13 protein-coding genes are annotated in these 14,976 nt (G+C 36.8%); all 13 read right to left on the bottom strand.

Annotation, left to right across the window (positions count from 1 at the left end; translation table 11 throughout):
• Nucleotides 1-11: 11 nt before the first annotated feature.
• The gene (mreC, locus tag EUBELI_RS04810; RefSeq protein WP_012739233.1) at nucleotides 12-851 is read right to left on the bottom strand and encodes a rod shape-determining protein MreC; all 840 of its coding nucleotides are present in this window, start codon (nucleotides 849-851) and stop codon (nucleotides 12-14) included.
• Nucleotides 852-865: 14 nt separating this feature from the next.
• Nucleotides 866-1,882 (bottom strand): rod shape-determining protein, encoded by a 1,017-nt coding sequence (locus EUBELI_RS04805; protein WP_012739232.1) that lies wholly within the window; start codon nucleotides 1,880-1,882, stop codon nucleotides 866-868.
• A gap of 22 nt (nucleotides 1,883-1,904) precedes the next feature.
• The gene (gene radC, locus EUBELI_RS04800) at nucleotides 1,905-2,597 is read right to left on the bottom strand and encodes a RadC family protein (RefSeq protein ID WP_012739231.1); all 693 of its coding nucleotides are present in this window, start codon (nucleotides 2,595-2,597) and stop codon (nucleotides 1,905-1,907) included.
• 19 nt (nucleotides 2,598-2,616) lie between these two features.
• Nucleotides 2,617-2,880: a DUF4321 domain-containing protein gene (locus EUBELI_RS04795; RefSeq protein WP_012739230.1), complete on the bottom strand. Its 264-nt coding sequence runs from the start codon at nucleotides 2,878-2,880 to the stop codon at nucleotides 2,617-2,619.
• A 78-nt stretch (nucleotides 2,881-2,958) separates the two neighbouring features.
• A complete protein-coding gene (locus EUBELI_RS04790) occupies nucleotides 2,959-4,233 on the bottom strand; it encodes a methionine gamma-lyase family protein (RefSeq protein WP_012739229.1) in 1,275 nt (424 codons plus the stop codon).
• A gap of 2 nt (nucleotides 4,234-4,235) precedes the next feature.
• Nucleotides 4,236-5,177 (bottom strand): tRNA (adenosine(37)-N6)-dimethylallyltransferase MiaA, encoded by a 942-nt coding sequence (gene miaA, locus EUBELI_RS04785; RefSeq protein ID WP_012739228.1) that lies wholly within the window; start codon nucleotides 5,175-5,177, stop codon nucleotides 4,236-4,238.
• Nucleotides 5,178-5,185: 8 nt separating this feature from the next.
• Nucleotides 5,186-7,063, bottom strand: coding sequence for a DNA mismatch repair endonuclease MutL (mutL, locus tag EUBELI_RS04780; protein WP_012739227.1), 1,878 nt, complete (start codon nucleotides 7,061-7,063; stop codon nucleotides 5,186-5,188).
• 23 nt (nucleotides 7,064-7,086) lie between these two features.
• On the bottom strand, nucleotides 7,087-9,741 hold the full coding sequence (mutS, locus tag EUBELI_RS04775) for a DNA mismatch repair protein MutS (protein WP_012739226.1): 2,655 nt from the start codon (nucleotides 9,739-9,741) through the stop codon (nucleotides 7,087-7,089).
• A 15-nt stretch (nucleotides 9,742-9,756) separates the two neighbouring features.
• Nucleotides 9,757-11,178 carry a tRNA (N6-isopentenyl adenosine(37)-C2)-methylthiotransferase MiaB gene (gene miaB, locus EUBELI_RS04770; protein WP_012739225.1) on the bottom strand — a complete coding sequence of 474 codons (1,422 nt, stop codon included), beginning with the start codon at nucleotides 11,176-11,178 and terminating at the stop codon, nucleotides 9,757-9,759.
• Between the two features lie 24 nt (nucleotides 11,179-11,202).
• Nucleotides 11,203-12,879 (bottom strand): bifunctional diguanylate cyclase/phosphodiesterase, encoded by a 1,677-nt coding sequence (locus EUBELI_RS04765; protein WP_012739224.1) that lies wholly within the window; start codon nucleotides 12,877-12,879, stop codon nucleotides 11,203-11,205.
• A gap of 27 nt (nucleotides 12,880-12,906) precedes the next feature.
• Nucleotides 12,907-14,154, bottom strand: a complete 1,248-nt coding sequence (locus tag EUBELI_RS04760) for a glutamate-5-semialdehyde dehydrogenase (RefSeq protein ID WP_012739223.1) — start codon at nucleotides 14,152-14,154, stop codon at nucleotides 12,907-12,909.
• A complete protein-coding gene (locus tag EUBELI_RS04755; RefSeq protein WP_012739222.1) occupies nucleotides 14,154-14,714 on the bottom strand; it encodes a 5-formyltetrahydrofolate cyclo-ligase in 561 nt (186 codons plus the stop codon). Before EUBELI_RS04755 ends, EUBELI_RS04760 begins: the two co-directional genes overlap by 1 nt.
• Entirely contained in the window at nucleotides 14,715-14,969 is a 255-nt protein-coding gene (locus EUBELI_RS04750; protein ID WP_012739221.1) for a DUF896 domain-containing protein, read from the bottom strand.
• Nucleotides 14,970-14,976: the final 7 nt, after the last annotated feature.

The following is a 14,976-nucleotide window of genomic DNA, read 5'->3' as shown; positions in this document are numbered from 1 at the left end:
ATCCTAAACACTTATTCTTTAAGCTGTGTTATAACCAAAACTTCCTGCAGATTGTTAAAATCAACTGCAGGAACAATGTATCCTGACTGGGTAAGATTATTAGAATCCAGCTTAACATCCTTAACATATCCAATCAGTATTCCCTGTAAATACTTGTCGCTTATATTGGAAGTGACAACTTTATCTCCATTTCGTACGATAACATTACTGTTAAAATGTGCTACCCTTATCATACCAGTATCCATAAGTTCAATATCACCCTCAACAATACATGTATCATTAGTATTAATAAGCATTCCACTCACATTACTGTTATTCTCTGTAATTGTTTTAATAATAGAATAATTACTTCCTGTTTCTGAAATAATGCCTACAAGCCCTCCGCTTGCAATAACATTCATTCCAACCTGAATGCCATCATCAGTACCTTTGTCTATCTTAAGTGAAGAATGCCAGTTATCTGTTGTAATGCCTATAACTCTTGCACCAATTTTAGAATACTCTGTATATTGTGAATCAAGTTCATATAAATCTCTTAACCTTGATAATTCATAAGAATCCTGCTTTAACTGATTATTCTCTTCAGTAAGAGCATCAACCTGATTCTGAAGATCTTTATTTTCTTCAAGTACAACTGATATCTCCTGTAAAGTCTGATACTTATCATATACCCATAATCCAATATTGTTCATTCCCTTCTGTACAGGAACAACAACCATTGATACACATTTTCTCAAAGGTTTTGTCAAAGTATCTGTAAAAAAGCTGGTTCCTATAAAGAAACAGCAAAGAACAGTCAGCACAATAAGAATATTCTTTGATGTCATAAACGAAGAAATCTTCTTTCCCATCTTCAAACCATTCCTTAATCAAAATTTTTTTCTGTAGGAGTGTATGCAACCTTAGTAAAATCAGGATTAGAAACAACTCCCATAAGACCTCTTACAACACTTTCTGCCGGATGTTCAACAATATTAACATTAAGATTAGTTTCTTCTTTTATAAACTTCTCCAGGTTGTTAATCTGTGATGTTCCGCCTGTAAAATAAACACCATCTTTGATAATATCCGCTGCAAGTTCTGGTGGAGTCCTCTCAAGAATAACCTTTATTGCATCCATAATAGAGTGAAGTGCATCGATTATTGCCTGATATATTACATCAGAAGAAATATCAACACTTACCGGAAGTCCTGATAAAACATTTCTTCCAAAACCAGGTGCAAAGCTTTCTGAAACAGGAACTGCACTTCCTAATTCTTTCTTTAAATTCTCAGCAGTCTTGCTTCCAATCACAAGATTATAAGCCTTTCTTACATTACTTATAATACAGTCATCCAGCTTGTTACCTCCAATCTTAACAGCCTTGCTTATAACAATTCCTCCTAATGAAAGAACAGAAATTTCTGTTGTCTCAGCTCCGATATTAACAATCATGATACCTTTAGACTTAGTTACATCAAGTCCTGCACCAATAGCATCTGCAACAGGCTTATCAACTACATAAACATTCTTTGCTTTAACCTTGGAATCAACAACTAACTCATAAAAAGCTCTCTTTTCAACTTCTGTTACATCTGTTGGAACGGCAATATAAAAATCAGAACCTGTAATCTTCTTTCCTTCATTAATTTTATTAAAGAAGTTAAAAAGAAGAGTCTGCATATTTTCAATATCAGCTATCACACCAAATTTAACCGGAAAAGAAACATCAATATGCTCTGGTGCTTTCTCATACATTTCATATGCCTCATCACCAAAAGCTAAAAGCTCTGTTTTATTAGCTATAGCTATAATATTCTTCTCGTTAAGTATCTTATCTTTGTCACTACAGCACATTTTGAAATTACTTGTGCCTATATCAATACCGTATGCGTTACCCATGTCTTAATTCCTTTCTTCATCGTTAATTGATGTATTGCATTTGTTTAAAACTGAAATAAGAATTATCTCCTATAACAATATGATCTAACAGTTCAATTCCAATAATCTTTCCAGCTTCCATAACACTTCTTGTCACCTTCATATCCTCTCTGCTTGGAGACGGGTTTCCCGATGGATGGTTATGAAGAAGTACAACAGAAGCAGCCCTGTTATCCAGTGCCTCCTTAAATATTTCCCTTACTGAAACCATTGAACCTGTTGATGTTCCAACAGATAACACCTTATCCCTTATAAGACGACATCTGTTGTCAAGCATTACAAGAACCAGATGTTCTTTTTCTAAATGTCTCATATCTTCCATATAGTATCCGGCAATAGTTTCCGCATTAGAAAAATCCAGTCTTTCTCTAGCCTTCTGCTTGGCAATTCTTCTTGAAAGTTCAAGAATGCAGCATATCTGTACAGCTTTCGCTTTTCCTATACCTTTAATCTGCATAAGTTCTGAAACGGACATATCATAAAGCCCCTTAAGATTACCTGCGCTCTCCAGTAACTTCTCTGCAAGCTGGATAGAACTTAAACCATTAGTTCCTGTTCTTATAATTGCTGCTAGAAGTTCTGCATTATCAAGCGACATCGCACCATGCTGGAGACATTTTTCATAAGGAAGCAGCTTTTCTTCCTTTACACCTGTTATTATATTCTCATATACCATAAATTAAACAGCAGTCAGATTAAATAAATCTGTAAATAACAATTGCAAGTATAACTCCTATTATACTGGCAATTGTAATCTTAATCTGGAGTGCAAATGTTAACACAAGGACTCCAAGATCTAATACCAGTGGACTATCAAGCCCGAAGCTCTGTCCATAAGACAGCCAGCTAAGTGCATGCACACCGGCAGTAAGTTCTGCAATAAGACCGCCAAGCACAATGCCTATAAGAATAAAAAGCCATAACAGCCAGCCGTTCTTATATTTAGAAATATTACTCATAGATTTCACCCTTTAATCATAAATTGGAGTACGGAAAAATCCATACTCCAATGCATTATAACACAAATATTAATTCAATCAAAGCTTTATAAGGTCTTTTTCAAACATTTTCTGAACACTCATCATAATTCCAAGCTTTGCATGATACCAGGTAAGTCCCCCCTGGAAGAATACCGAATAAGGTTCTTTTAACGGACCATCAGCAGAAAGCTCTATTGATGAGCCTTGAACGAAGGCTCCGGCAGCCATGATAACGTCTGAATCATATCCTGGCATCGGCCATGGTTCTGGTGTAACGAAGCTGTCAACAGGTGCTGCAGCCTGAATTCCTTTACAGAAAGCAAGAAGCCCGTCTGCACTTCCAAGTTCAACTGCCTGAATAATATCATATCTTGGCTCACTTCCATCAGGTCTTACTACAAAACCTGCCTTTTCGTATACATTTGCAGCAAATATAGCACCTTTAAGCGCACCTGCAACAACTACAGGTGATAAGAAAAGTCCCTGATAAAAGCTCTGGTTTACACCGAGTGTTGCACCGACTTCTTTTCCAAGCCCCGGTGAAGACAATCTATAAGCTGCCTGCTCAACACATTCCTTTTTTCCTGCGATATAGCCGCCGCATGGTGCAAGTCCTCCGCCCGGATTCTTTATAAGAGAACCGACTATCATGTCAGCCCCAACCTCTGAAGGCTCGATTCTTTCAACAAATTCACCATAACAGTTATCAACCATGCATATAACATCAGGCTTGATATCCTTGATAAAACTTATAAGCTCACCGATTCTTTCAACTGAAAGTGTAGGTCTTGAAGCATATCCCTTGGAACGCTGAATTGTAACAAGCTTTGTTCTTTCATTGATTGCATTCTTAATACCCTCATAATCAAAACCACCGTCCGGCAGCAGGTCAACCTGTGCATATGTAATTCCATATTCTGCAAGGCTTCCCTTAGAAGGTCTGATACCGATAATCTCATCCATTGTATCATATGGCTTCCCAACCGGTGATAAAAGCTCATCACCTGGTCTTAAGTTAGATGATAAAGCTACATTTAACGCATGAGTTCCGCAGATAATCTGTGGCCTTACAAGTGCATCCTCTGTCTTGAATATATCTGAATATATTTTCTCAAGAGTATCTCTTCCGTCATCATTATAACCGTAACCTGTTGTTCCTGATAAATGCATCTCGGCAACCTTATTATCCTGCATCGCCTTTATAACCTTCATCTGGTTATATTCTGCATTCTTATCTATCTCTTCAAATCTGTCATGAAGCGACTTAATTATATTGTCGCAATAATCATATACTTCATCACAGATTCCCATATTCTTATACATTTCTCTCATAATTAAATAATTTCCTTTTCTTTTAGTTGTTCAAGCATATACGAAAGCGCATCTTCTCTTCGTATCTGGGAAAAATCCACCCATGTAACCAACGGCTCTCTCCGAAACCATGTAAGCTGTCTTTTTGCAAAATGTCTTGTATCCTGCTTAATCATCTCTCTAAGACCTGCCTCGTCACATCTGCCCTCAAGATAATCGAACACTTCTTTATATCCGATTCCCTGCATGGCAACATCGTCCTTTACAAGCCCCATGTCCGACAAATGTTTTACCTCATCAAGCAGTCCGTTGTCAAACATTATATCAACACGCCTGTTTATCCTGTCATATAAAATTTCTCTTTTATCATTAAGAACAAAGTAACAAAAATTATAAGGCGACTCTTTAGCTCTCTGCTCATTATTATGCTCTGATATCTTTCTGCCTGTCGTCTTATAAAATTCAAGTGCACGAATAACTCTTTTGACATTATTAGCATGAATTGCCTCTGCAGATTCAGGGTCAGCTACCTTTAACATATCATGAAGCACCTCTGCACCCTTAGTATCAGCAATCCCCTGAAGATAATCCCTATATTCATAGTCACTTTCATCATCTTCAAATGTAGAATCATATAAAAGTGCCTGTATATAAAATCCGGTTCCGCCAACAACTACAGGAATATGACCGTTCTCACGGATTTTTTCTATTGCATTTGTTGCCAAAGACTTAAATCTTGCCACATCAAAGCCCTCTGAAGGCTCAATCTCATCAACAAGATAATGCTTAACCCCCTGCATCTCTTCTTTTGTTATCTTGGCAGTTCCTATATCCATATATCTGTATACCTGCATGGAATCGGCACTTATTATCTCACCATTTACCGCCTTTGCAAGTTCTATGGAAAGCTCTGTCTTTCCAACTGCTGTCGGACCTGTAAGTATTATTAAAGGTTCTTTTTTCATATCAGCCTCTATACTATTCGTTTAAATTTCTTTTCTATCTCATATCTGCTCATCATAATTAGTGTTGGTCTGCCATGCGGACAGTTATATGGATTCTCTGCCTTCATAAGCTCGTCCATCAGTTCAAATGCTTCATTAAATGACAGTCTGTTATTGCCCTTTACAGCCGCTTTACATGACATGCTTGCAACCTTTTCAGTAATAATATCAGGATCTTTGCCGGCACTTTCTTCAGAAAGTCCATCCAGAACATCAATAAGGAGCTGTTTGTAATCCATCTTAGGAAGTCCTGCTGGAATTCCTGTAACCTTATATTCATTGCCGCCAAACTCTTCAATCTCATACCCTAATCTTTTAAATATATCCTGATTAGTCTTGTATATTTCTTCCTCATGCATATTAAGCGACAATACAATCGGTGGAAGAATCATCTGAGTTCCAATCGTCTTATTATGAAGCTTGTTCATCGTTCTTTCATAAAGCACTTTCTCATGCGCCGCATGCTGATCCATCATATAGAATTTATCTTCAAATTCAATAAGCCAGTAAGTATCAAACAGCTGCCCTATGATTCTGTATTTGTTACGGCTGTTCTCATCAAGAAGCTTATTCTCAAAAAGATTCATCTGCTTTGGTGGTTCAGATTTTGTCACAGCTTCATATCTTACTTTATCTTCCATAACCATCTGCAGAGAACCCTTAATTTCAAATGGCTCCGGAAGTCTTTTTGGCTTAATTTCTGCTTTTGCAGACTCTGCAGATTTTGTCTCTGTCTTACATGGCATACTATCCGAAACATTCTTCTCTGGCAGCTTAACATCCGGCATAACATTTCTTACAACAGGTTCTTCCTGCATTTTAACTGCAACAGGATCAGGCACAGAAACTTCTGCAATAAGTTCTTTTGAATTAAGAGCTTTTAAACATGTATCATATACAAAATTATATATATATTCATTGTTCGAGAATCGCAGTTCCATCTTGGTTGGATGTACATTTACATCAATAATTGCAGGATTAATCTTAAAATGTATCGCACTGAACGGATAATTATGTGGCATTATAAAGCCCTTATAGGCATCCTCTATAGCCTTAGTTATAATACTACTCTTGATATATCTGCCGTTGATATAATAATTCTCATATGTCCTGTTTCCGCGGACAACCATAGGCTTGCCAATAAAACCAGAAGCCTCAATATCCTGCGACTTGCCGCTGATTTCATACAGATTATTAGTTATATCCCTGCCATACACATTATATATTATATCTTTAAGATTCATATTACCCGATGTATGCAGCTTATTCTGGTTATTACTTATGAACCTGAACGAAATATCAGGATGCGAAAGTGCCAGATATTCCACAAGCGAACCAATATATCCTCCTTCGGTAGTCGCTGTCTTTAAGAACTTTCTTCTAACAGGAGTATTATAGAAAAGATTTCTTACAATAAATGTAGTTCCCTCCGGAGCGCCTATTTCTGCCACTTCACCTGGTACTCCGCCATCAATTGTATAACGCACACCACTCAGACTGTCAGCAGTCTTGGTAATAAGTTCAACCTGTGATACAGCAGCTATACTCGCTAGTGCCTCACCTCTGAAGCCCAGAGACGAAACAGCCATAAGATCTTCAATTGATTCAATTTTACTTGTGGCATGTCTTTTAAATGCTATCTCAATCTCATCTTTATTGATACCACTTCCATTATCAGTAACCCTGATAAATGAAATTCCACCTTCCTTTATCTCAACTGTAATTGCAGTTGCTCCGGCATCTATAGCATTTTCAACAAGCTCCTTAACTACAGAAGAAGGTCTTTCGACGACCTCTCCTGCAGCAATCTTATTAATCGTATTCTGGTCTAAAAGTGTTATTGGCATACATTTCTCCTATTCTGCTTATCTTACCAGCGGTTCTTAGCTTTTCCCTGCAGCTTATAAAGTGTATTCAGCGCATCAATAGGTGTCATATTGCTTATATCAAGATTCATTATATCAGTTACTATATCATCATCCTTAACAGTATCAAAAAGCGACATCTGCTTGACTTCAAGGTCATTAACCTTTCTGTACTTGTCATTCATCTTGTCAAGCTTCTTGGAATACTGTGCAATATCCTTAGCTTTCTGTGATATATCAGCATCACTTAAGTCCACAACAAGCTCTTTAGCCCTGTTAAGAACCACATCAGGAACTCCTGCAAGCTTGGCAACCTGAATACCATAACTCTTATCAGCACCGCCCTTTACAATCTTTCTTAAAAAGACGATATCATCACCATTCTCCTTGACAGCAATACAGTAATTATTAACTCCGTCAAGAGTTCCCTCTAACTCAGTAAGTTCATGATAATGTGTTGCAAAAAGTGTCTTGGCCCCTAAGTATTTAGTATTGGCAATATACTCAACAACAGCCCATGCAATACTTAATCCGTCAAATGTGCTTGTTCCTCTTCCTATTTCATCAAGAATTATAAGACTCTTAGGGGTTGCATTTCTTAAGATATTGGCAACCTCTGTCATCTCAACCATGAAAGTTGACTGACCGGAAGCTAAGTCATCAGATGCTCCGACTCGTGTAAATATACGGTCAACAATACATATATTTGCTGAATCAGCTGGAACGAAAGAGCCTGTCTGTGCCATAAGCACAATAAGTGCCGTCTGTCTCATATATGTAGATTTACCAGCCATATTAGGACCTGTGATAATTGAAATTCTGTTCATTCCATTGTCAAGATAAGTATCATTGGCAATGAACATATCATTAGAAATCATCTTCTCAACTACAGGGTGTCTGCCGTTCTTAATATCTATAATACCTTTTTCATTAATCTTAGGTCTTATGAAATTATTCTGTGTTGCAACAACAGAAAGTGAAGCATACACATCAATCATTGCAACAGCCTTGGCAGTGTTCTGTATTCTTACAACCTCTGCCGCTACGCGCTCCCTGACTTCACAGAATAAATCATATTCAAGTGAGTACAGCTTATCCTCTGCGCCAAGAATAATATCTTCAAGATGCTTTAACTCATCTGTAGTGTATCTTTCAGAACCGGTAAGAGTCTGCTTTCGTACCCATTCAGCAGGAACAAGGTTTTTAAATGAATTAGTAACCTCCAGGTAATATCCGAATACCTTGTTATACTTAACTTTAAGATTTTTAATTCCTGTCTTTTCTTTCTCCCTGCTTTCAAGCTCTGCAAGCCATTCTTTTCCTTTAATCTTGGCATTACGAAGCTCATCAGCCTCTGCTGAAAAGCCGTCCTTTATCATTCCGCCATCACGCATTGTAATCGGAGGATCATCTATAATTGCAGTGTCAACAAGATTATATAAGTCTTTTAAGTCGTCCATCTGCTCAAAGCACTGTCTGAATACATCACACTTAAAATGTCCTATCTGATTCTTAATGTGAGGTATCATCTCTAGGGAATTCTTAAATGCAATTAAATCCCTTGGATTAGCCGACTTACAACTAATCTTAGTCATGATTCGCTCAAGGTCATATATAGGGCCAAGATATTCACGAATCTCTTCCCTGTCAATTGCATTATCAGAAAGCTCCTCTATAGCGTCCTGTCTTCTTATAATCTCGTCTCTGTTAATAAGCGGCTGCAGCACGAGATTTCTTAACGCTCTTGCGCCCATTGCAGTCTTGGTCTTATCAAGTACCCACAGAAGCGAGCCTTTTTTCTGCTTTTCACGCATAGTCTCAACAAGCTCAAGATTTCGTCTTGATGAACTGTCTATAAGCATGTATTTGCCTGTTGTGTAAGGCACAATGCTTGTAATATGCGACATATCGCTTTTCTGTGTCTGGGTAAGATATATAAGAAGTGCTCCCGCAGCATCAATTCCTACTGGATAATCCTTGATTCCAAGTCCGTCCAGCATATTTACATGAAAATGTTCTTTTAACTTTGCCTTGCAGGAATCATCATCAAAGTACCAGTTTTCAAGTGTTGACACTGATATGGAAAGCTTCTCTGATATAAATGTAAGGTCTATTCCGCTCATTGCAAAATACTCATTAAGTATTATCTCTGACGGAACAAACTTATTAATTTCATCAATAAGCTCCGCACCTGTCTCAATCTCAGTTACAAAGAAGTCACCTGTTGAATAATCTGCAATAGCAACACCAAGCACATCTCCAAGATAAACAATACTCATAAGATAATTATTCTTAGTTTCATCAAGTGCCTGACTGTTTAAGTTAGTTCCCGGTGTTACAACCTTTATAACCTCTCTTTTGACAATGCCTTTTGCCTGCTTAGGGTCTTCCATCTGCTCGCATATTGCGACCTTGTGTCCATTAGAAACAAGCCTGTTAATATAAGTTTCTGCCGCATGAAAAGGAACGCCGCACATAGGCGCACGTTCCTCCTGTCCACAGTCTTTTCCTGTTAATGTAAGTTCCAGTTCCTTAGAGACAACTAAAGCGTCATCAAAAAACATTTCATAGAAATCTCCAAGTCTGTAAAAAAGTATGCAGTCCTTGTACTCTGCTTTAGTAGCAAGATAATGCTGCATCATTGGTGAATACTCTGCCATTATATTACTCCCTGATTAATCCTCGATAAGTCTGCCCATATAGTAAAATCCTTTACATTCGTCAAGATGTACTGTAACAATCTGTCCGATAAGTGATTCATCCCCTGCGAAATGTACAAGAATATTATTAGTCATTCTGCCTGTAACAAAACCTTCTTCATGGTCATCTTTACCCTCAACCAAGACTTTCATATCCATGCCCTCATATCTTCTGATATGCTCATGTGACACTTCATTGACAGTTGCAAGCAGTCTGTTAAATCTGTCCTTAACAACATCCTCAGGCACCTGATTCTCCATTCTGGCAGCAGGCGTACCTGTTCTTTTTGAATATATAAATGTATATGCACTATCAAACTTTGCTTTCTTTACAACATCAATAGTATCCTCGAAATCTTCCTCTGTCTCTCCTGGAAACCCAACAATAATATCAGTTGTAATAGAAACATCGGGCAGTATTCTTCTTATCATCTCAACCTGCTCTAAGTAATGCTCTTTAGTATACTTTCTGTTCATCAGCTTAAGAAGCCTTGAGCTTCCTGACTGAAGTGGAAAATGTATATGATTACATATTTTCTTGGAATCTCTTATAACTTCAAGAGTCTCTTCCTCAATATCCTTAGGATGAGGTGTCATGAATCTGATTCTTTCAAGTCCCTCTATCTTATCAATCTCTCTTAGAAGCTGCGCAAATGATACAGGATTGTCAAGTGTCTTTCCATAAGAATCAACATTTTGTCCAAGAAGCATAACTTCCTTGACGCCATCCTTTACAAGCCTTTCAATCTCCATAATGATATCCTTAGGCTCACGGCTTATCTCTCTTCCTCGTACATAAGGCACGATACAGTAAGTACAGAAATTATTACAGCCGTACATAATATTAACACCTGATTTGAACGGGAACTTTCTTTCTGTAGGAAGCTCCTCAACAATATCCTTTGTCTTTTCCCAGATATCAATAACCTGGCTTCCTGATGTAATTCTGTTATATATAAGCTTTGCCATTGCATATATATTAAATGTACCAAAAACAATATCAACAAACTTATAAGAATCTCTTATCTTCTCGACCACATCAGGCTCCTGCATCATACAGCCACACATTGCAATAAGCATATGCGGATTCTTTCTTTTGACATTCTTAAGATGTCCAAGACGTCCATAAACCTTAAGATTAGCATTCTCTCTTACAGTACATGTATTATATATAACAAAATCTGACTTATCCTCATCCTCTGTCTCAAGATATCCAATCTCTTTAAGTACCCCGAGAAGCTTCTCAGAATCTCTGGCATTCATCTGGCAGCCAAATGTGTGTACACACGCATATAACGGTCTGCCTATTTCTTTTGTTTTCTTTTCCAGGAACTTCTTACATTCTCCAATATAATAAAGCTGTTCTTCAAGTGCACTGGTGTTATTATCTTCCTGCATTATCTACAATTCTCCATTCTATACTTATCCTAATACAAATCTTTTCAAGTGCTGTTCTTCAAAATCTTGTAAGCATACCGGTTTACCATAATAGTATCCCTGAATATAATCTGCACCAAGTTTCTTAACACATGAAAGTTCTTCCTTTGTTTCAACACCCTCAATACACACATGCAATCCCATCTCATGTGCCATCTTAATTATAAAACTTACCATAAGATAATTATCTTTAAGTTTATCTATATCAGTTACAAAAGACCTGTCAACTTTAACTATATCAAATGTTCTGTCACGCATATATCCATAATTTGAATATCCTGTTCCAAAATCATCAATTGCGAATCTGAATTCATTCTTTACAAATTCTTTAAATACGTTCTGAACAGCTGGTATCTGGTCCATCTCTATAGTTTCTGTTATTTCAAATACATAATGATTATTAGCTGCACTGTATCTTTCGATATTCTCTAATACATCTTTAACTATATTACTTTTGACAATCTGTACAAAAGACAGATTAATATGCATAACAAAATCCGGAATACTGGTAATCCATCTGTTACATGCCTTAGCAGCAGTATTAATTATCCATCTTCCAAGTGGAATAATAAGTGCACTGTCCTCTAGAAGCGGTATGAATGTGTTAGGACCTATAAATCCATATTTTCTGCTATTCCATCTTATAAGAGCCTCTGCTCCTGACAAACTGTCATCGTCGGTATTATATATTGGCTGAAAATATAACTCAAATCCTTCAAAACCTTCACTTATACATCTGCGTAATTCATCCTGAACACTAAGTTTTTCTATATACTCTGTATACTCAGTTTCAACAAATATTTCACATCGGTTCTTACCATTGAGTTTGGCAGCATGAAGAGCAAATTTGGCATTTTTTAACAACTCATTAAAACTGTCTTTCTCTGTATCAAATTCAGCAACCCCTGCTGATATTGTAAAAAATATGTCATACTTTCTTTTTTCAATTGCTCTGTCAATACGATTTCTTATTCTCTTATAGAGAATCTTAGCCTGATTAATATCATTTTCCATGGAATACGGCATAAATATGGCACATTCATCACCAGGCATTCTGAATATTCTAAGTGGTGTGTCAATATATTTCTTTATTGAATCAGTAAGAATATTCAACACTTCATCACCTGTTTTTGCACCATATTTTTCATTAATTTCTTTAAAATTATCTACACCAACAAGCATAAGAAAACCTGACGCATTTCTGGTTTTAGCATATTCATTATATACATTTTCAAGAACAATTTCCCTGTAAAGTCCTGTATTATTATCAAATCTGCTCTGTTTCCCAATCTCCGATATTCTTCCAATAAGGTAAATAGCTCCATGGCTTATTATATACTGTCCTCTACAATTTATTGCAACATATTCTCCATCCACAGTTTTCCATCTATACTCTAAATTATGACTGCTCTTTCTTCCATTCATTCCATCCTCTATATCATTCATCAGCATATCAATATCGTCCGGATGAACAACTTTAACCAATTCCTGCGTAGCATTGGAAAATTCCTCTGAATCAAGTGCAAACACATTAGTTATTGATTTTGAATAAACAGCTTTATCATTAGTTAAATCCAGTATATAAAGATAATCATCTGTACTCTGTCCGACAAGATGAAGAAAATACTTCATTTCTTCTAAATCAAAATCTCTTCTAATCATAAAAACACCTAATACCCATAAAACAGCTTACTGTCTTATCTGCCCCTCTCCGTATATGACATACTTAGTCGTTGTAAGCGCTTTAAGTCCCATAGGTCCTCTTGCGTGAAGCTTCTGTGTGCTTATTCCTATCTCAGCACCAAATCCGAATTCAAACCCATCAGAAAATCTTGTAGAAGCATTTACATATACACATGCAGCATCTATTTCATCAAGAAATCTGTTGGCATTATTGTAATCTTTAGTAATTATTGACTCTGAATGGCCTGTGTTATATGTATTAATATGTTCTATTGCTTCGTCAACAGAGTCAACAGTCTTAACAGATATAATATAATCAAGATATTCCATTCCCCAGTCATCATCACTTGCCGGAACAATTCTTGAATCACACTGCATTGCATATTCATCACCACGCACTTCAACATTCTTTTCTTTAAGTGCATTTACAATAAGTGGAATTGCCTGCTTTGCAACAGCCTTGTGAATAACCAATGATTCACACGCATTACATACTCCAATTCTTGAAGTCTTGGCATTATATATAACTTTGACAGCCATATCAATATCAGCATATTCATCAACATATACATGACAGTTCCCTGTACCAGTTTCAATTACAGGTACTGTACTGTTGTTGACAACATTCTTAATAAGCCCTGCCCCACCTCTTGGAATAATTACATCAATGTAATCATTCATCTTCATAAGCTGGTTAACAAGTGCTCTGTCTGTATCTTTTATAAGATTAATAACATCAGGATTAATTCCGTTGTCAGAAAGTGCATTTGCAATAACATCTGCAATAGCAATATTAGAATTAATAGAATCACTTCCGCCTCTTAAGATGCAGGCATTGCCAGACTTGAAAGTAAGTCCGAATGCATCAGCAGTAACATTAGGTCTTGACTCATATATAATTGCAACAACGCCAAGAGGTACTCTCTTCGTTCCGATAACAAGTCCGTTAGGTCTTTTCTTCATGCCTGTTACTTCGCCAACCGGATCTTCAAGACCTGTAAGAACTCTTATTCCATCTGCCATTGCATTGATTCTCTTAATATCAAGCGTAAGTCTGTCAATAAGAGCAGGCTTCATTCCGTTGGCTTTGGCATTAACAAGGTCTTTTTCATTGGCTGCAATTATACTCTCTGCATTAGCTGTAAGTGCATCAGCAACCGCTTCAAGTGCCTTATTCTTCTCATCTATTCCAAGCTTAGCAAGATATCTTGATGCCTTCTTAGCCTTAATTCCAATCTGTTCAAGTGATTCCATCAATTCTCCCTCCTTATAAACTGTGTCTGTGTAATAATATAATCCGGTTTTAAATCATGTTCCTCATAAGGAATACTCTCTAAAAGCTGGAAATCAAAAGCAAGTGCCGCTTTTATAAATGTATTATCTTCCGATAGATATCTGTCATAAAAGCCTCCGCCATAACCTATTCTGTGAAAATCATAATCAAACGCAAGTCCCGGCATAATAAAAAGTCCATCTCTGATCTTAGCTTTATCGCAGACGTCAGACGGTTCCATAATTCCCATATAACCACTTACAAGATCATTCTCATCAGATAAGCAATAAAACTCCATCTGTGTCTTTGATAAAACTTTTGGAGCATATACTTTCTTGCCATCCATAAAGCACTGCGAAAGAAGCATATATGTATCAACTTCCCTGTTATAGCTCATATACAGAAATACATTTTCCGATGTCTTATATATGTCCGATTTTTTCAATCTGTCAATTATAAGTCCACTCTGCATTTCAATATCTTCATCTGACAATTCATGTCTGCGGTTCATAATAAGCTGACGCACTTCATTCTTATCCATCTAGTTACCTTTCTCTGCCTGTTCCTCTGCCAATCTTTTCATCTTCTCATCATGTCTTGCCTTGACATCTATTAAAGAACCATCAGGATTCTTAATCTTAATAGATTCTAACTGTCCTCTTAAGTTTTCTCTGAAAGCTTTAACATAATCAGCTCTTAACTGCTTCTGTTCAGCAAGTTCTGCATCTGTCAGTCCCTCTGCTTTAGACTTATGATAAAGCTCATTAATTCTTTCTAATGTTTTCTCTGTAACCATAACTTCC

Source organism: [Eubacterium] eligens ATCC 27750 (assembly GCF_000146185.1).
Lineage (GTDB): Bacteria > Bacillota > Clostridia > Lachnospirales > Lachnospiraceae > Lachnospira > Lachnospira eligens.
Note: the sequence above shows the minus strand (reverse complement) of the source record. Positions and strands in the feature narration are given on the sequence as shown.